Raw genomic sequence first — 17,980 nt, forward strand, 5'->3', positions numbered from 1 at the left:
GCTCTCACCTGCGGACCGAAGCGGCCCGCCGTCGTCGTACTGCGCGAGAGGAAGCTCATGCGTTCTCCGATCCTGGACTACCTGGACACCCTGATCGCCGAGACCGACCACATCGTGGGCGGTGCGCCGGCCGATTACATCCCGGAGCTGGCCGCCGCCGATCCGGACACGGTGGCTGTGGCTCTGTGCACGGTCAACGGCACCGTCTATGCCAGCGGGGATGCTGAGCACCACTTCAGCATCCAGTCCATGTCCAAGCCGTTCGCCTACGCGCTGGCCATCGAGGACCACGGTCTGGACGGGATCCGCGAGAAGATCGGAGTGGAGCCCAGCGGGGAGGCCTTCAACGAGCTTTCCCTGGACCCGGAGACGGGCAGGCCGCGGAACCCGATGATCAATGCCGGGGCCATCGCCACCCACGCGCTGATCGGTTCTGAGCATGAGCCGGCCCTGGGCAGGGTCCTGGACTTCTTCGGGCGGCTGACCGGCCGGGAGGTCCAGCTCGACCAGGCCGTGGCGGACTCTGAGCTGGCCACCGCGGATCGGAATCTGGGCCTGGCGTATCTGCTGCATGCGGCCGGACAGCTGGCCGGGGATCCGCAGGAGTCGGTGACCGGGTACATCCGGCAGTGCGCTGCCTCCGTGACGGTCTCGGACCTGGCGCTCATGGCGGCGACGCTGGCCAACGGCGGTATCCAGCCGCGCACGGGGGAGCGGCTGCTGTGCCGGGAGAGCACCCGGCAGCTGCTTAGTGTGATGGCCACCTGTGGGATGTACGACGCCGCCGGGGACTGGCTGACCAGCGTGGGCATCCCGGCCAAGTCCGGAGTGGCCGGCGGCATCATCGGGGTGCTGCCGGGGCAGGTGGGCGTGGCGGTCTTCTCCCCACGGCTGGACGGCCACGGCAACAGCGTGCGTGGCGTGGAGATGATGCAGCGACTCTCTGATGACCTCGGCCTGCATCTGATGGAGGCGAGTCGACCGGCGCGGTCGGCCCTGCGGGAGACCCTGCGCGTCACCCTGGAGGACCAGCCGGCGACCATCTACGTGCTGCAGGGGGACCTGGTGCTCAGCAGCATCGAGGCGCTGGTCCATGAGCTCATCCAGACCCCGCCGTCCACCGATGTGGTCGTGTTCGACATGAGTCGGGTCGACGAGGTGCTTCCGGTGGCCCGGAGGACCTCCTCGGAGATGGCCGCGAAGCTGCTGGACGAGGGGCACCGCATTGTGATCGTGGACCCGGAGTCCACCATCGAGGACTTCACCGACAGTCGCGGCCGGGGGATCGAACGCTGGAGCCCGGAGCGGCTGGGCTCAGCGATGGGCTGAGCGGAGTCGTCGCAGTTCGGAGGCGAAAAGGGGGAGGGCTGCCTTGTCGTGGAGCAGGTCAGCGTATTCCTTCCACGTCAGGGATGGGTGGCGCATGTCCGTGACGATACGATCGGTGATCTCCAGAATCTCCTGAGGGTGGAGGTCCAGCTGATCCAGCAGGAAGTCGTCAGGTGTGAGGACCTCTATCTCATAGGGTGCGGTCGATGTGCGGGGAAGATCTTTCCTGTTCGACGTGACGATGACTTCTGCGTTGGCCCGGACCGCTGCCGCGAGGACCTGCCGGTCCTTCTCGTCGTTCGTCATGGAAGGTATGAGCCCGACATAGTCATTGATCATCGCATCCGGAAAGTGATCCTGCATGGTTGATACCCGTCTTCGCGCGGACTCAGGGGTGAGGTTCAGCCGTGAGACCAGGTTGCGTTCGACTTCGTCGAGGATGTCCGCGGACCAGAGGATGCGGAAGTGGCGCGCATCGGCCATGCGAAGCAGGAGGTCCGTGGTGGTCATGGGGATGAGTACGCAGGCGTCGATCACTACGGCAAACGCCATGCCATCACCGCGTAGAGGTGGAGTCAGGCGTGGAGAAGTAGGTCCCGTCAGCAACTGACTCGGCGGTGAGTGCCTCAAGCGCCTGGCGTCGACGGTGACGAGAGGTCTCCTCGTACGTGATGAGGTCTTCCAGCGTCACTCGGCGGTGGCGGCCGACCTTGGTGAAGGGGATGTCGCCATGTTCGAGGAGCTTCACCAACGTCGGGCGTGAGACGCCGAGGTGGTCGGCTGCCTGTTGCGTTGTCAGCTGGGCGTTCGTGGGAACGACGGACACTCCCTGGCCTCGGGACAAGGCGTCCACGATATGGGTCAACATGCGATACACCTCGGCGGGGATCTCCTGTCGCTCTCCTGTGGGCGAGATGAGACAGGGAGCCTGGCGCTCGATCGCAGGGGGATTGTGCCGCAACAGGCGAGCCAGCTCTCGGATTTCATCTGCGTGGACAGGGTCGGGTGTTGCGGTGACCCGATCACGGGTAGGTGTCGTCATGAATCAATTCTACGCACTATCCGAAATATTCGAAAGGCGTGGGCTCAGCGATGGGCTGAGCGGCGGCTACGGCGCGATGCCTCGGGGCTGATCCTCCCAGGGTGCGCGGGCGTCTCGGAGCTGTCCTCCGCCGGTACGTACGGCGTGCAGCGCCAGCAGGGCGACGACGGCGGAGGGGTTGTGGATCTGCCCGGACAGTACGGCCGCGACCGCCTCATCCAGGGGCACCCAGGTGGGCACGATCTCGGCCTCCTCGCCGTCTCGGGTGTGCCGGTCGGCCTCGGGCACCTCGCTGAGTCCCTCGGCCAGATAGACGCGGATCGCTTCGCTGGAGGCACCGGGGCTGGAGTAGAAGTCCACCAGGGTGTGCCAGGTCTCGGCGCGCAGATCGGCCTCTTCGAGGAGCTCCCGCTGGGCGGTCTCCAGCATGGGTTCGCCGTCGACGTCGAGGAGCCCGGCGGGCACCTCCCACAGGTGCATGCGCACCGGGTGCCGGTACTGGCGGATCAGCAGCACCCGGTCCTGCTCGTCCACCGGCAGGACAGCCACTGCGCCCAGGTGCTTCAGGTATGCGCGGTGCAGGGTCTGCTGGTGCTCGCCGAAGCGGAACTCGTCCTCCACCAGGGCGAACAGGCGCGCGTCATGGTGGAGGCGGGAGGAGTCGACCGGGTGCTGGGCAGGGGTGTCGTGGAGCGCCATGGGGCCAGCCTAACTCTGGCCCGCGAATCTCCGGTGCCCATCTGCTTGTATGTTGTGCACAGCAAGCACGAGAGGCGGAGCAGATGACACAGGCGCAGCGCGGCGCACCGGGCGCACCCTTCTGGGCCGTGGCCCTGCTGCTGTTCAGCGCGGGCTGGGCCGCGAATCACTTCGCCTCGATGCTGCCGGTGCTGCGCGTGGAGGGCCCGCTCTCTGCGGTGGCGGTGAACTCGGCTTTCGGTGTCTATGCGGTGGGTCTGCTGCCCGGGCTGTTGGGCGGCGGTGGTCTCGCCGATCGGTTCGGGCCGCGGCCGGTGGTCCTCACCGGCAGCCTCACCGCAGCGGTGGGCAACGTGGTGATGATCTTCGGATTCACCGAGCCGTTCATCCTCACCGGCCGGCTCATCGTCGGCGTCGGGGTGGGCCTGGCGGTGAGCGCGGGAACCGCGTGGGCGGCGGGTCTGCGCGGTACACCCGGTGCGGCCCTGGCCGGGCTGATCCTGACCTGCGGTTTCGCCGCCGGGCCGGTGATCACCGGGGCGTTCGCCGCGGTGCTGCCAGGTGCCGGGCGGTTGACGGTGCCGTATGCGACGACGGCGGCGCTGTCACTTCTTGCCGTGGCTGCGGCGTTGCGCGCCGGCAAGGGCGCCACCGCGCCGAGTCCTGGTTCTGGGCCGGGAGCTGGGCCGGGGGAGAAGCCCCGGTCTGCCCCGGGGCCGCAGCGTGGAGGGTTCAGGGCGCTGGCAGCGGCGCTGCCGATGGCGCTGTGGGTGTTCTCCTGCGCCACTGTGGCGTTCGTGGTGCTGCCGGCTCGGCTGCCGGCCTCCGAGGAGCTGCGCATGCTGCTGCCCGGGGCTGCGGCGGCGTTGGCGTTCTCCACGGGGTTGGGTGTGCAGGTGATGGCCCGGCGACAATGCTGGGGGCCGTTCGCCGGTGTGGCCGGCGCGCTGCTGGCGGCAGCGGGGTTCGTCCTGGTCGCCGTGGGCGGTCAGGCGCCGTCGGTATGGCTGTTCCTCGGCGGGATCCTCCTGTTGGGCGCGGCCTATGGGCTGTGTCTGCGGGAAGGGCTCGTCGACGTCGACAGATTGGTTCCGCCGGCGTCACGGGGCTTGGTCATCGGGGTGTACTACACCTTCACCTATCTCGGCTTCGGGCTGCCGGTGCTGCTGGAGGCTCTCGGCCCCGCTTGGGGCCCGTCGCTTCCGTTGGTGGTGCTGGCCGGGGCCGCCGTCGTCGTCGCGGTCCTGCGCGCGCTCCATATCCGCTGCACCGATCACCTCATCCGGTAGCGGGCGCCTCCGCGGGAGGTGGTCTCATTCCTCGCGGGGCCGGGAGAGGTCATGCAGCGCCGGGCCCTCCAGGCGGGTGCCGTCGGGGGCGAAGCGGGAGGCGTGCAACGGGCAGTCCCAGGAGAGCTCGGCGTCGTTCCAGCGCAGGATCCCGCCCATATGCGGGCACACCGCGGAGACTGCGCAGGTGGTGCCGTCCACGGTGGAGACCCCCAACGGACGGCCGTGCCGCTGTCCCACGACGCCCTCGCCCTCCAACGGCGCCTCATGCGGCAGGGAGGTCAGCTCGGCGGAGGCCCACCCGGTGGCCAGCTGCGCACCCACCAGCACGTTGTCCTTGATGCCGGTGGCGACGTCGGCGGCACTGGTGGTGTGCGCGTTCAGGGTCTCCGCCCAGCGGGGCGTGTGGTCGTGGATCTGGGCAGTGATGGCCAGGGCTGCGGCCACCGCGTTGGTCATGCCCCATTTGGCGTAGCCGGTGGCGGAGAGGATCCTCTCCTCACTGTGCGGCAGGGCACCGACCAGGGGAATCTGGTGGATGCTGCGGTAGTCCTGCGCGGACCACGTGTGGGTTCGCCGTGCGCCGGGGTAGTGCTGCTGCACCCAGGCATCCAGGTCATCGACGGCGGCGGCGTGTGAGTCCGGGCGGCCCACGAGGTGGTCGTTGCCGCCGACCAGCAGAAGCTCCTCGCCGTCGGCGGTGGGTACGCCGCGCAGCGTGCGGTCCGGAGCGTCGATGCTCAGATGCATGCCGTGCGGGGGCGCGAGGCCGGCGGGAAGCCGGTAGGTGGCGGCGTAGGACCGGTGGGCGGAGAGGGTGGCGAAATGCCCGCCGCGGTCCAGCACCGGCACGCCGGTGGCGAGCACCAGGTGGTAGGTGTGGACCTCTCCGGCGCTGGTCTCCACGGTCAGGTATTCCTGCTGACGGGGGCCGAGTCCGGTGACACGGACTCCCTCCACGATGAGCCCGTTGCGGTCCAGCAGCTCCTCGGCCAGGACCTGCAGCACGTCCATGGGGTTGATCTGCGCCTGGTCGGCCAACCGGATCGCCCCGGTGATGTCGAAGGGCAGGTCTGTGGGTTGGGCCCAGCCGACGTCGAGCCCGGCGGCCTGCGCGGCGGTGAGCTCCGCACGGAGGGCGGCCACGCCGTCGTCGGTGGTGGCCAGCGTGTAGGCGTCCCGGCGCTGATAGGGGACGTCATGCTCGTCCAGGTGACGCAGCAGCCAGGCCTGGCCCTCCTGGTTGGCCTCCACATAGGCACGCAGCATCTCATCCGACTGGTGCTCGCGGATGCGGGAGAGCACGTTGCCCTGCAGCAGGGAGATCTTGCCGGTGGTGTTCCCGGTGGCCAGCGCCCCGACGCTGCGCGCCTCCAACACGGCGACGTCCTTGCCGGCCCGAGCCAGCAGCACCGCAGTGGTCAGCCCGGTCAGCCCGGCCCCTGCGACGACGACGTCATGCCACTCGTACGGGCCTTTCGAACCGGAGGTGCGGATGGCGGGGGAGGCGTCGAGCCAGTGGGAGCGCATGGTGTCCTCCGCGGTGGTGAGGGGCAGGGCCGGATGCGGTGACCTGGTGCCCATCCTGGTGCGGCGGAGTCGGTCAGTCCAGGGTGGACGGCGGGGGCCGTCCACGCGCCAACCCCCGGGTCATGGCCGGGGAAAGCCCCAGTTGGTGTCACCCCGACGTCGGCAGCACCACCGTGTCCGAATCCCACCCATCCTCGTCGAAGACCTCCAGGTGCAGCTCCCCGCCGAGCTCGGCACCGGGGAACGAGGCGACGTAGTGGCTCATTGAGTCCGGTGCCAGGTTCCAGGCGTCCCAATCGCCGTCGGACTGGGACTGGCGCCCTGAAGGGCCGCGGTAGCTGGCCAACGGCATCTGCAGGCGTGCGTCGCCGGTGTGCAGCTCGTGGGCCACCAGCAGGTGGGTGTCGTTCGCGTTTAGGTAGGCGGCGATGAACTCCACGGTGGAGCCGCCCAGGGTCTCGACGGACTCCCCGGAACCGACGATCAACCGGTCCTCGATCTTCCGGCCCTCGATGAGGAAACTGTAGATCTGGCCGTCCTGTCCGGTGAACTCGGTATAGGCCGTGCAGCTGGTCTCGCCGTCGTAGGTGGCGCAGGCTTCGTAACCGTCCTTCACGTCGCCGGTCTCACCGCGTTCTTCTGTGAATCCGGCGTCGATGTTCGCCTCCTGCAGGTGCGTGAAGTAGGTCAGGTAGTCAGCAGCTGGTGAGTGCGGCACCACCAGGTCGGCGGCGTCCCGCAGGGCGCTGGGCGTGCTGGCCGCGATGGCCTCGACGAACTCGTGCAGCTGATCCTCGCTCGGCAGGTCTGGGTCATCCTCCGGCTCAGCCTCCTCTGTGGAGTCGTCGGCGGCAGCAGGCTCGATGGTCTCAGGCGGAGCCTCGGTGACGGTGGGCGAGTCTCCGGCGCCGCAGCCGGTCAGCGCCAGCAGGGCGATGATTGCGGCGGGTGCGTATCGGTGCGTGGTCATGGGTGTCTCCTCAGTAGATGTGAGCGGGTGGTGCAGGTGCAGGTGCAGGTGCAGGTGCAGGTGCAGGTGTCAGGGGCTTTCGGCGTCGCGCCGGAGCTGTTCGAACTCGTCCTGCAGGACCTCGACCATCCCTTCGGCGGCGCGCAGGTCCTCCCGGTAGTCGAAGCCCCCGTAGGCGCCGGTGGCGAGTTCGTCCTGCCTGAGCTGCAGCAGCTTGACCACGGTGCGGCGGTAGCGGCCCATCTCTCGGGTGACCATCGCGTGATCCGGGTGGGAGGTGTCCTCGAGGATGTGCTGTTGGTGGCGGTGGTGCTGGCTGAAGCGGGCGACGGCGTCGAGGACCTTCTCCTGCTGGATGCCGGTGAACTCCGGGCGTTCGCGGATCATGAGCTCGATGTTGCGCAGTTCCCGCTCCACCTCCGGCTCGTGACGGCAAAGGTGGGCGCGCCAAGTTCCTGAGGCGTTGTTCGGATGGGAAGTGGGCGTCGACGTGCCCGCGACGTTCGGCGAGGGCTGGGACTGGGACGGGGGAGGCCCCTCGACTTTTGGACGCGAGGCAGTTCGCTCGGATGTATGGCTGGATGACGACGGCGTCTCGCTGGGGGCCAGGGGAGGGGGATCGTTGGTCTGAGTCCCGGCGAGATTGGTGAAGAACGCTGCGAGGAAGATCGAGCAGATGGCTGAGATCACCGCTGAGGCGATCAGGGCGATGAAGACGCCGAAGGCGCCCCCGAAGCCGATGAACTCTCCGATGAGGATCATCAGGAGGATCATCAGCACGGGAAACGGCACGATGAAAGCCGCGGAGACCTCGAAGTCTTCAGAAGGGTCAGGCCGTGGTTCGATCGTCATCGGTGGTGCCCCTCATCCTGAGCCGCTGACCCAGCTGGACCCACGATCGGCCCGTACCGCAGGCCGCTGGCCGGGGCGGTGGAGCCCCCGACGTCGGCCGGTTCAGCTGGCGACGACGGTGTGGCACCGGAGGCGCTGGGTCGGTCCCAGAGGCTGAGCGCCCGGTCTCCGAGCAGTCCGAGTCCGATCAGCAGCGCGAGACTGACCAGCCCCTGGGTCAGGGCGAGATGATCTGCAGCCTGCTCGATCTGGATCTCCAGCAGGTCGGTGGTGTGCCAGCCGTTGACCACCGACTGTTGGGGTGCCCCGGTGGCGCTGTCCTCGTTGAGCCGCTGGCGCAGGTCCGCCGCGGAGACCTCCTCAGACCACTGCTCGGAGCCTCCCTGCAGGGCCGCTCCGGCAGCGGTCACGAAGACCGCGACCATGCTGACTCCGATCACGGTCAGCCAGAGCGTGCGGATGATCTTCACGCTCGGGGCGCCGGTCGATCGGAGTTTCGGCGCGGCGTGGTCCGCGTCGCCAACCATGTCGAAGACCTCGTCGTCATGGGTATCCGGATATGTCTTCATGTCTCCTCCTGCAATGCGAGTGATGTGCTCAAGACACTACGGAGGACCTCTGACATTTCTTGCCAAGTTCTTGGAGAATCGAAAGTGTGTTCGAGCGCCTCGTATTTTGGTAAAGCTGATGGCGACCTGTCGTAGGTCCGGGATACGATTTCAGGGAATGTCCAGGAAGGAAGTGCATGAGCAGCATCACCCCGCATTACCGCACGGTCCGGCAGCTTCTGCAGTCGCGCTCGTTCTCCATCGATGAGTACCAGCGGGAGTACAAGTGGGGGCAGGCCAACATTGAGGAGCTGGTGACGGACCTGCAGACCACCTTCGAGGCGAACTACCGTCCTGGGGACACCCCGAAGGACGCGTCGGCCTACGGGGAGTACTTTCTCGGATCGATCATCGTCACCCAGCGCGGCACCAGGAGTTACTTGGTGGACGGCCAGCAACGGGTCACCTCGCTGACGCTGTTGCTCATCCACCTGTTCCGGACCGCCCGGGAGCAGGGCCTGCGGGTGGCCTCGTCCATCGAGCCGCTGATCTATTCGGATGACTACGGGGACGAGAAGTTCAACCTGGACATCACCGAGCGTCTGCCGGCGCTGCGTGCGCTCTTTCATGGGGAGGAGTTCGACCCCGATGGGAAGGACGAGTCCATCCAGACCCTGGTGGCCCGGTATCGGGACATCGAGGCGCTGGACCTGGAAGAGGATCTCGGAGACGCACTCGAGCCGTTCATCTACTGGCTGTTGGGCAATGTCGGGCTGATCGAGATCTCGACGGACACTGACCGTCACGCCTACGCGATCTTCGAGACCATGAATGATCGTGGTCGCCCGTTGAGCCCGGTGGACATGCTCAAGGCCTATTTGCTGGGCGCGATCGACGACGCAGACCGCCGCGCCCACGCGAATCAGCAGTGGAAGAGGACCATTCATGAGCTGATCTCCTGGGGTGAGGAGCCGAACCCTGAACGGGACGCCTCATTCATCAAGGCCTGGCTGCGGGCCCAGTACGCGGAGACGATCCGCGAGCGGAAGTCTGGGGCGCGGGACCAGGACTGGGAGCTCATCGGCACCACGTTCCACCGGTGGGTGCGGGACCATGCGGCTCGCCTGGGAGTAGGTACGGGAGAGCGGAATCTGCGGATGATCACCGAAGAGGTGCCGTTCTTCAGCCGGGCCTACCAGCTCATCCTGGATGCGGGTGCCACCTATACCCCCGGGCTGGAGGCGGTGTACTACAACGCGCACAATCAGTTCACCTGGCAGCCCACTGTCCTGTTGGCATCGCTGGGCACCCATGACGACGACGAGACCGTGCGGCGGAAGATCGGCGCCACCGCCACCTACCTGGACATCTGGCTGATGCGTCGGGCCGCGAACTACATCATGGTGAACTACTCGAGCGTCTCCTATGCGATGTTCCTGCTCTGTCAGGAGATCCGGGGCCTCTCTCTGCCGGAACTGGTCGACACGCTCCAGAGAAAGCTGGCGCAGGATGCCGAGGAGGTGTCCTTCGCCGGCAGCGCGCGGAAGGGGCGGCGTGGGATCTCCGAGCTGCGTGTCAACCAGTTCAGCCGCCGGTACATCTACCACCTGCTGGCACGGCTCACGGCCTATGTGGAGAAGGAGTCGGGCCGCCCAGACCCGTTCCCGCACCTGGTGGACCGGTCCCAGCGCAACCCCTGGGACATCGAGCACATCTGGCCCCACGATGTCGCCCAGTACGCGGACCAGTTCGACTCGGAGCAGGAGTTCCTCGACGCCCGCGACCACGTGGCCGGTCTGGTGCTGCTGCCGGCGGACGTGAACCGCAGCTACCAGGACCAACCGTTCGAGGTGAAGGCTCCGCACTATGCGAAGCAGAACCTCTACGCGGCGAGCCTGACGGAGTCGGCCTACACCCATCAGCCGCAGTTCACCGGGTTCGTGGCCCGCAGCGAGCTGAACTTCCGGCCGTATGAGAGCTTCGGCCGGGCAGAGCAGCTGGAGCGCCGGGAGCTGGTGGAGAAGCTGGTGGACCGGGTGTGGTCGCCGGAGCGGGTGGGGGAGTTTGTCTGACGTGCCCCTTCTAATCAGCATTGACCCGACACAGATTTCATGGCATCCATTCCCGGCGCAGTACGGTGAATCAGTATCTCCAGGTCAACGGAGCAGTGTGAGGACCACAGCGTGACAGTGCAAGCGGCAGCGCCCCAGCAGGAGCTCAAGGTCGCCCCCGGCTCGGTCGTCCGGGTTCGAGATGAGGACTGGGTGGTCACCCAGACGGCGGCGACCAGCTCGGGCCTCATGGTGCGAGTCCAGGGGCTCAGCGAGCTGGTCCGAGACACCGAGGCTGCGTTCTACTCCGAGCTGGATGACATCACCGTGGTGGATCCCCGCCGAGCCCGGGTCACGGCGGACGATTCGGCCACCTACCGTCGGGCCCGCCTGTTCCTGGAGACCACCCTGCGCAAGACGCCGGTGCCGGCCACCAGCAGCAGCCTGACGGTGAGCACCAGCATGCTGTCCCGTCCGCTGACCTACCAGCACATGGCGGTCGCCAAGGCGCTGGATCCCAGCCATGTGAGGCCGCGCATCCTGATCGCGGACGCGGTGGGGCTGGGCAAGACCCTGGAGATCGGGATGATCCTCTCGGAGCTGGTGGCCCGCGGCCGGGGCGAGAACATCCTGGTGGTCACGCCGCGTCACGTCCTGGAGCAGATGCAGCATGAGCTGTGGTGCAGGTTCGCGCTGCCGTTCGTCCGGCTGGACTCGGTGGGCATCCAACGGGTCCGGCAGACCATCCCGGCCACCCGCAATCCGTTCACCTACTTCAAGCGGGCCATCATCTCCCTGGACACGCTGAAGACGCCTCGATACCGGGAGCACCTGAAGAAGCGCCGCTGGGATGCGGTGGTCATCGACGAGTCCCACAACCTCACCAACACCGGCACGCTGAACAATGAGCTGGCCCGCCTGCTCGCCCCGCGCACCGATGCGCTGGTCCTGGCCAGCGCCACCCCGCACAACGGGCGCATGGAGTCCTTCGCGGAGCTGCTGCGGCTGCTGGATCCCACGGTGGTCAGCCCGGAGGGCGAGATCGATGAGGAGGCCGCCCGACAGCTGATCGTGCGGCGCCACCGGTACAGCACAGAGGTGGCCCAGGAGGTGGGCGCCGACTGGGCGGAGCGGGCGGAGCCGCAGAACCTGCTGGTCCCGGCCAGCCCGGCGGAGGACGCCGTGGCTCGGGAGCTCTCCCGGACGTGGCTCTACAGCGACGACGGCGGCCCCTCCAGCAATCGCCTGTTCGGCTGGACGTTGGCCAAGGCGTTCCTCTCGAGCCCGGCCGCTCTGATCGAGACGATCTCGGAGCGGCTGAAGCCGGCACGGCAGGCAGGTCCCACGGAGCGGGAGGCGCTGGAGCGGCTGCTGCGGCTCGCCCGGGAGGCCGAGCAGGGCGCCTCGGCGAAGTTCCAGGCTCTGGTGGAGCATCTGAAGGGGATCGGTGTGGGCCGCGGTCAGCCCACCCGGGCGGTGGTGTTCGCCGAGCGGGTGGCCACGTTGACGCATCTGCAGCAGGAGCTGCCGAAGGCGCTGGGGCTGAGGCCGCAGAACATCGGACTGCTCCACGGCGGGCTCTCGGATGTGGAGCAGCAGGAGATCGTCGAGCAGTTCAAGCGCGGGCAGTCGGAGCTGCGGGTCCTGGTCACCGGGGATGTCGCCTCGGAAGGGGTGAACCTGCATGCGGAGTGCCATCACCTGATCCATTTCGACATCCCCTGGAGCCTGATCCGCATCGAGCAGCGCAACGGTCGTATCGACAGGTTCGGGCAGAAGCATTCCCCGCAGATCACCACCCTGATGTTGGAGCCCAGTGATGAGCATTTCGCCGGGGACGTGCGGGTCTTCACCTCCTTGATCAAGAAGGAGCACGAGGCCCACCGGCTGTTCAGCGATGTCGCCTCGCTGATGGGGAAGAACTCGGTGGAGGCGGAGGAGCGGGCCATCCGGGACGCCCTGGCCTCACACCAGGAGCTGGATGAGGTTGTCCCGGATGCGGGCGCCCTGACGTTGGACTCCCTGGAGGCGCTGCTCGCCGGTGCTGATGGCGCCGCAGACGCCGCCGGCGGTGCCGGCACAGATGACGACGCCGCCCCGGGTGTCACCGCCGGGCGTTTCCCGGTGACGGTGGAGCCCCCGGTGCGTCTCTACGGCTCGGAGCTGGAGTTCCTGGAAGAGGCGCTGGTGGAGGCCTTCGGGGATCCCCGCCAGAAGGTGGACTGGGAGGTGGACCCCCGGTACAGCATCGCCTCCTTGACGCCGCCGGCAGATCTGCGACGCCGGCTGCGGCATCTGCCGCAGGACTACCTGAAGGAGCGCCGGGTCACCGAGAAGCTGCAGTTGGCCACGACCCCGCAGGCGGGGGAGCGGTCCTTGACTGCGGCACGCGCCTCCGAGGACTCCCACTGGCCTGCCGCTCATTTCCTGGGTCCGCTGCACCCGGTGCTGGACTGGGCCAGTGACCGGGCGCTGGCCTCGATCAGCCGCAATGAAGTGCTGGCCGTGCGCGGAGAGGTGGAGGATCCGACCTTCCTGATCCTGGGCACCATCACCAACCGGCGGGGCCAGGTGCTCAACCGCACGTTCCTGAGCGTGACGCACGGATTCTCCACCCCGATCCCGGATCTCGCGGAATTCTTCGCCGAGGTCGGCTTCCACGCCGGTGCGCCGAACCCGGGCCCGGTGGACACCGCCCCGCTGCAGGATCAGCTGCCGGCGGCAGTGGAGAACGCGGAGCGGCACCTGAAGACCATGCGCAGCGCGCTGGCCGAGGATGCCCTGCACCGGCTGGAGGGCTGGATGGCCCGTGCCGAGCGGTGGACACAGGAGTCGGGTGCGCTGATCCAGCGGGCCGAGGTGCAGAAGCGGCGGGAACGGGTCGAGGAGGAGCGGCGCGTGGCGGAGGACATGCGTCCGGACCAGCATCTGGTGCGTCCGCTGCTGGTGATCACTCCGCGGGAGACCCCGGTGCAGGTGCTGTCAGTCCGTGAGCAGGAGGAGGTCTGATGCCTTCGTATGAGTCGATCGTCCTGGTGGAGGACTGGATCAGCGAGCACTTCTTCACCGCGGAGGGGAAGGGCACCACGTTCCAGAAGCAGGTGGAGACCCTGCGGAAGTCCTGGGACCGGGAGGCCAAGGAGGGCCGCAGCACTGTGCTGTCCCGGTTCACCCGGGCCCGCGGCGAGCTGCTGGACATCCTGGTGGGCCTCACCGAGTCCGGCGCGGACCCGGTGGCTCAGGAGTCAACGGCGCTGCGGGCCGGTACGCTCCTGCGGGACATCCTCGGCCTGCCCGGGGACCGGGAGGAGCTGACCCTGGAGCGCGGCAGCTCGGACCTGGTGGTCTCCGGGGTTCGGCTCGGAGGCTCCTCTGAGGTCCTGTGGTTGGATGCCGCACCGGCGGCCAGCACAGAGTCTGGGCTGAGCGAGACACCGCTGCTGGGGGCCAACTCTGTGGACGGCAGGCCGCGGGCCGGGCAGCCGGTGGCCAAGCTGCTCTCGGAGCTGTATCTGGCGGATCCGTCCCCGAAGTACATCGTGGTGTGCGCCGGCCAGCACCTGTACCTCACGGAGCGGGAGCGCTGGCCGGAGGGCCGGTATCTGGCCGCCGATGTGCAGCTGATCGCGGACCGCCAGGAGACCCGCAAGTACGGTGAGGTGGACCGGTTCCTGGCAATCTTCGGCCGGGAGTCCCTGCTGCCGGACGCGGACGGTGCCATCTGGTGGGACGCCCGGCTGGACGAGTCCCGTCAGCACGCCGTCGGCGTCTCGCAGGACCTGCGGGACGGCATCCGGGAGTCCATCGAGATCATCGCCAATGATGTCCTGGACCGTCGCCGGGAGCAGGGCCTGCCTGTCCATGACGTGGACGGTCAGGATCTGGCCCGCCAGTCGCTGCGGTTCCTGTACCGGATCCTGTTCCTGCTCTATGCAGAGGCCTCCCCGGAGCTGGGCGTGCTGCCCAAGGGCATGGGAGAGTATGACGCCGGCTACGGGCTGGAGCGGCTCCGGGAGCTGGCGATCACGGACCTCCCCACCCAGCGCGCCCAGCGTGGCGTGCACCTGTATGAGTCCCTGCACCTGCTCTTCCAGCTCGTCAACGGGGACCACCCCTCCCAGCGGCGGACGGTGGATGCCGACGACGACGGCGCGCGCGCCCGCGAACGGCACGCCTCGGGCCACGATGAGGAGGGCCTGGAGACCGATGAGGGGTTGCGCTTCGAACCGTTGAGGGCCGACCTGTTCGACCCCCGGGCGACGGCGCTGATCGATGAGGTCGGGCTGAGCAATCTGGAGCTGCAGCAGGTGCTGCAGCGGCTGCTGCTCAGCCGCGCCGGCCGCACCGGGGAGCGTGGCTTCATCTCCTACGCCAACCTGGGCATCAACCAGCTGGGCGCGGTCTATGAGGGCCTGATGTCCTATACCGGGTTCATCGCGCAGGAGGACCTGCGGGAGGTCACCAAGAACGGTGACGCGGAGAAGGGCTCCTGGGTGGTGCCCCTGGACCGCGCGGAGGACATCGAGCCGAAGCACTTCGTGACCCGCGTGGACGAGGAGACCGGGCTGAAGGAACCGGTCCTGCATCGGCAGGGCAGCTTCGTCTTTCGGCTGGCCGGGCGGGAGCGCCAGCAGTCGGCCTCCTACTACACCCCGGAGGTGTTGACCCGCTTCGTGGTCTCCCAGGCGCTGGAGGAGCTGCTGGATGAGGACACCCCGGCTGACGAGATCCTGCGGCTCTCCGTCTGTGAGCCGGCCCTGGGTTCCGGGGCGTTCGCCATCGAAGCGGTGCGTCAGCTGGCCGAGGAGTATCTGACGCGGAAGCAGAAGGAGCTGGACCGGGAGATCCCTGCCGAGCAGTATCCGCAGGAGCTGCAACGGGTCAAGGCGCAGATCGCCCTGCACCAGGTCCATGGAGTGGACCTCAACGAGACCGCCGTCGAGCTGGCCGAGGTGTCCCTGTGGCTGGACACCATGCAGCCAGGCTTGCAGGCCCCGTGGTTCGGGCTGCGTCTGAAGCGCGGCAATTCGCTGATCGGCGCGCGCCGGGCCACCTATTCCGCGCAGCAGGTCAAGGCGAAGAAGCATCTCTCCGAGGAGCCTCAGCCGCATACGCTCACCGGCCTGGTGGAGGCCCTGGCGGAGGACCGCCGGGACCCGGCGGTCTCGGGCCGGATCCATCACTTCCTGCTCCCTGGGGAAGGGTGGGGTGCCGCCGCGGACGCCAAGGAGGTCAAGGACCTGGCCGGCGACCGGCAGAAGGAGCTCAAAGCCTGGGCCCGCAGCACCCGGAAGGCGCTCACCGGTCCGCAGGTGAGGCGCCTGCAGGGACTGGCCTCTCGAGTGGAGACCCTGTCGGGCATCGCGCTGCGGCGGCTGCAGATCGCCGAGTCCCAGGCCCGGCGGTTCATCGACTACTGGCCGCACGAGCGCACCCCGGAAGACACTCAGGTCACCAGGGAGGAGATCGAGCAGGCGCTCGCCGACCCGGCCGGCGCCTACCGGCGGCTGAAACGGGTCATGGACGCCTGGAACGCCCTATGGTTCTGGCCGCTCACGGAAGATGCCGTCCAGCCGCCTACAGTGGACCAGTGGCTGGACGCGCTCGAAGGCCTCTTGGGTGTGCAGGGGAAGGAGTCTCAGACCGTCGGCCAGCGGACCTTCCTGGGAGCGGCCGACTGGCAGGAGCTCAACGCTTTCGAGGAGCTGGACCTCGGGCTGGCCACGGCGGCGTCCCCGCAACGGGTGGAGGAGAGGCACCCCTGGCTGAGGGTCTGCGACCGCCTCGCCGAGGAACAGGGCTTCTTCCACTGGGAGCTCGAGTTCGCCCCGGTCTTCGGCCGCGGTGGCTTCGACCTGCAGGTCGGAAATCCGCCCTGGGTGCGGCCCCGCTCGGATGAGAAGGCACTCCTGGCTGAGCACGACCCGTGGTGGCAGTTGGCCGAAAAGCCCACTCAGGTGCAGGTGCGGGAGAAGCGTGCGGCAACGTTGGAGCAGGAGAGCCGCAGACGTCAGTTCATCGACGACGCAGTTCCCACGGCAGTGCTGGCCGACGTGCTCGGTGCGACGTCGCGGTTCGCGGTGTTGAAGGGCCTGCAGCCGGATCTGTATCGCGCCTTCATGGTCCAGACGTGGCGGCATGTCTCCGCGCGGGGTGCGGTGTCGCTGATCCACCCGGAATCGCATTTCACGGAGAAGAAGGCCCAGCATCTGCGGGGCGAGACGTACCGGCGGCTCAGGCGTCACTGGCAGTTCATCAACGAGTTGTCCTTGTTTGAGATCGACCATCACGTCAGCTACGGGGTCCATGTCTATGGGACGAGTCAAGAACGGCCGCGGTTCCAGATGGCGGCCTCTCTGTACCACCCGGACACCGTCGAGCGGTCCTTCAGCCATGAGGGCGGCACCGAAGTGCCGGGTCTCAAGGACAGCGAGGGCCGGTGGGACACGCGTCCGCATCCGGAGCGCTTCATTGAGGTGACCCTGGAGACGCTCAACGTCTGGGCACAGATCCTGGATGAGCCGGGGACCTCGCCGTGGCACGCCCGCATGGTATATCCCGTCAACAGGGCCAGCATGAGCGTACTGGAGAAGCTCAGCCACGCCCCTCGGGTCCGGGAGCTGGGCATGCAGTACTCGCGCGGCTGGGACGAGTCGATCGATCGGCGGAAGGGCTACTTCGAGGTGGGGTCGCGGGTGAATGGCTCCTGGAAGGACGTCATCCTCCAGGGCCCGCACTTCACAGTGGCCACGCCGTTCGCGAAGCAGCCGAACCCCACGATGAAGAACAACCTCGACTGGACCGAGTTGGACCTCGAGGCGCTGCCGGCGGACTTCATCCCCCGCACCAGCTACCAACCCAACCGCTCCGGGGAGGTCGACTACGACGCCGACTACGGCACCTGGGAGATGCCCAATGGGACGAAGACCCCGGTCCGTGACCACTACCGGCTGATCTGGAGGCAGATGGCGTCGACGACAGGGAACCGGACGATGCATACGGCCGTCATACCACCGGGAACCACTCATATCTCATTCGCCGCGGGTGGGACTGATGTAGCAACCCTCCTAGACGTTTCAGGGATGTGGTCGTCGCTCCCGATTGATTTCCTCGTCAAGGTGACGGGAATCGCCAACCTGCATGTGTCATTCGTTGATCGTCTGCCAGCTATTCGAGGTACGGCGGTTCACGAGATACTGCGTCGCAACGTCGCCCGCCTCGTTTGCCTCACCGAGGCGTACGCGCCGCTCTGGAACGAGGTCATGGACACGCCCTGGACGCCGGAGTCGCCTGCCCGCGTGGCGGCCGAACGGCGTCAGCTGCTGGTCGAGCTGGACGCCCTGGCCGCACTGAGCCTCGCCCTCACCGCGGACGAGCTGTGCACCATCTACCGCACCCAGTTCCCGGTGCTGCGCGGCTACGAACAGACCGATCTTTATGACGCCAACGGCCGCAAGGTGCCCCAGGAGATGGCCAAGCTCTACCGCAAGGGCGGCAAAGACGGCATGGCGGCAGAGGACCTGCGCTGGACGCACCCGCAGTCCGCAGTGGAGTACACCTTCGAGTTCCCCTTCCGCACGTTCGACCGCGAAGAGGACATGCGGGAGGCCTATGCACGGTTCTCCGCCATGCTCGAACGAGACGGCCAGATCCTGGCGACGGAGGTGTGA

The 17,980-nt window shown here is 67.7% G+C and carries 12 protein-coding genes; 5 read left to right on the top strand and 7 right to left on the bottom strand.

What is annotated here, in order from left to right:
- Nucleotides 1–57 precede the first annotated feature (57 nt).
- Nucleotides 58–1,329, top strand: coding sequence for a glutaminase (locus tag ABD658_RS00405; RefSeq protein ID WP_344683658.1), 1,272 nt, complete (start codon nt 58–60; stop codon nt 1,327–1,329).
- On the opposite strand, the gene ABD658_RS00410 is transcribed toward ABD658_RS00405, so the two are convergent.
- The 3 genes from ABD658_RS00410 to ABD658_RS00420 all read right to left on the bottom strand — a co-directional run bounded on the left by ABD658_RS00410 (nt 1,315) and on the right by ABD658_RS00420 (nt 3,070).
- Entirely contained in the window at nt 1,315–1,881 is a 567-nt protein-coding gene (locus ABD658_RS00410) for a PIN domain-containing protein (protein WP_344683687.1), read from the bottom strand. The two genes, ABD658_RS00405 and ABD658_RS00410, sit on opposite strands and share 15 nt — an antisense overlap.
- Before the next feature lie 4 nt (nt 1,882–1,885).
- Nucleotides 1,886–2,371, bottom strand: a complete 486-nt coding sequence (locus tag ABD658_RS00415; protein ID WP_344683656.1) for a helix-turn-helix domain-containing protein — start codon at nt 2,369–2,371, stop codon at nt 1,886–1,888.
- Between the two features lie 66 nt (nt 2,372–2,437).
- Nucleotides 2,438–3,070: an NUDIX domain-containing protein gene (locus tag ABD658_RS00420; protein ID WP_344683654.1), complete on the bottom strand. Its 633-nt coding sequence runs from the start codon at nt 3,068–3,070 to the stop codon at nt 2,438–2,440.
- Between the two features lie 83 nt (nt 3,071–3,153).
- On the opposite strand from ABD658_RS00420, the gene ABD658_RS00425 reads away from it, so the two are divergent.
- Nucleotides 3,154–4,359: an MFS transporter gene (locus ABD658_RS00425; RefSeq protein ID WP_344683652.1), complete on the top strand. Its 1,206-nt coding sequence runs from the start codon at nt 3,154–3,156 to the stop codon at nt 4,357–4,359.
- A 24-nt stretch (nt 4,360–4,383) separates the two neighbouring features.
- On the opposite strand, the gene ABD658_RS00430 is transcribed toward ABD658_RS00425, so the two are convergent.
- The 4 genes from ABD658_RS00430 to ABD658_RS00445 all read right to left on the bottom strand — a co-directional run bounded on the left by ABD658_RS00430 (nt 4,384) and on the right by ABD658_RS00445 (nt 8,280).
- Nucleotides 4,384–5,943, bottom strand: a complete 1,560-nt coding sequence (locus tag ABD658_RS00430) for an FAD-dependent oxidoreductase (RefSeq protein ID WP_344683650.1) — start codon at nt 5,941–5,943, stop codon at nt 4,384–4,386.
- Between the two features lie 94 nt (nt 5,944–6,037).
- On the bottom strand, nt 6,038–6,859 hold the full coding sequence (locus ABD658_RS00435; RefSeq protein WP_344683648.1) for a hypothetical protein: 822 nt from the start codon (nt 6,857–6,859) through the stop codon (nt 6,038–6,040).
- Nucleotides 6,860–6,928: 69 nt separating this feature from the next.
- Nucleotides 6,929–7,711 (bottom strand): hypothetical protein, encoded by a 783-nt coding sequence (locus tag ABD658_RS00440; protein ID WP_344683646.1) that lies wholly within the window; start codon nt 7,709–7,711, stop codon nt 6,929–6,931.
- Complete coding sequence (locus ABD658_RS00445; protein ID WP_344683644.1) at nt 7,708–8,280, bottom strand: hypothetical protein; 573 nt, start codon at nt 8,278–8,280, stop codon at nt 7,708–7,710. The genes ABD658_RS00440 and ABD658_RS00445 overlap by 4 nt, the downstream gene beginning before the upstream one ends.
- 176 nt (nt 8,281–8,456) lie before the next feature.
- On the opposite strand from ABD658_RS00445, the gene ABD658_RS00450 reads away from it, so the two are divergent.
- From ABD658_RS00450 to ABD658_RS00460, 3 genes are all read left to right on the top strand, one after another.
- Nucleotides 8,457–10,331: a DUF262 domain-containing protein gene (locus ABD658_RS00450; protein WP_344683642.1), complete on the top strand. Its 1,875-nt coding sequence runs from the start codon at nt 8,457–8,459 to the stop codon at nt 10,329–10,331.
- Nucleotides 10,332–10,442: 111 nt separating this feature from the next.
- Nucleotides 10,443–13,319 carry a helicase-related protein gene (locus tag ABD658_RS00455; RefSeq protein WP_344683640.1) on the top strand — a complete coding sequence of 959 codons (2,877 nt, stop codon included), beginning with the start codon at nt 10,443–10,445 and terminating at the stop codon, nt 13,317–13,319.
- Nucleotides 13,319–17,980 (top strand): DNA methyltransferase, encoded by a 4,662-nt coding sequence (locus ABD658_RS00460; RefSeq protein WP_344743580.1) that lies wholly within the window; start codon nt 13,319–13,321, stop codon nt 17,978–17,980. The genes ABD658_RS00455 and ABD658_RS00460 overlap by 1 nt, the downstream gene beginning before the upstream one ends.

The organism is Nesterenkonia aethiopica (genome assembly GCF_039534665.1).
GTDB classification, from domain to species: Bacteria; Actinomycetota; Actinomycetes; order Actinomycetales; family Micrococcaceae; genus Nesterenkonia; species Nesterenkonia aethiopica.

What these genes read in the sequence shown, in the direction of transcription:
- ABD658_RS00405 (WP_344683658.1), top strand. Translation starts at nt 58, where the DNA reads ATGCGTTCTCCGATCCTGGACTACCTGGACACCCTGATCGCCGAGACC.
- ABD658_RS00410 (WP_344683687.1), bottom strand. Translation starts at nt 1,881, where the DNA reads ATGGCGTTTGCCGTAGTGATCGACGCCTGCGTACTCATCCCCATGACC.
- ABD658_RS00415 (WP_344683656.1), bottom strand. Translation starts at nt 2,371, where the DNA reads ATGACGACACCTACCCGTGATCGGGTCACCGCAACACCCGACCCTGTC.
- ABD658_RS00420 (WP_344683654.1), bottom strand. Translation starts at nt 3,070, where the DNA reads ATGGCGCTCCACGACACCCCTGCCCAGCACCCGGTCGACTCCTCCCGC.
- ABD658_RS00425 (WP_344683652.1), top strand. Translation starts at nt 3,154, where the DNA reads ATGACACAGGCGCAGCGCGGCGCACCGGGCGCACCCTTCTGGGCCGTG.
- ABD658_RS00430 (WP_344683650.1), bottom strand. Translation starts at nt 5,943, where the DNA reads ATGGGCACCAGGTCACCGCATCCGGCCCTGCCCCTCACCACCGCGGAG.
- ABD658_RS00435 (WP_344683648.1), bottom strand. Translation starts at nt 6,859, where the DNA reads ATGACCACGCACCGATACGCACCCGCCGCAATCATCGCCCTGCTGGCG.
- ABD658_RS00440 (WP_344683646.1), bottom strand. Translation starts at nt 7,711, where the DNA reads ATGACGATCGAACCACGGCCTGACCCTTCTGAAGACTTCGAGGTCTCC.
- ABD658_RS00445 (WP_344683644.1), bottom strand. Translation starts at nt 8,280, where the DNA reads ATGAAGACATATCCGGATACCCATGACGACGAGGTCTTCGACATGGTT.
- ABD658_RS00450 (WP_344683642.1), top strand. Translation starts at nt 8,457, where the DNA reads ATGAGCAGCATCACCCCGCATTACCGCACGGTCCGGCAGCTTCTGCAG.
- ABD658_RS00460 (WP_344743580.1), top strand. Translation starts at nt 13,319, where the DNA reads ATGCCTTCGTATGAGTCGATCGTCCTGGTGGAGGACTGGATCAGCGAG.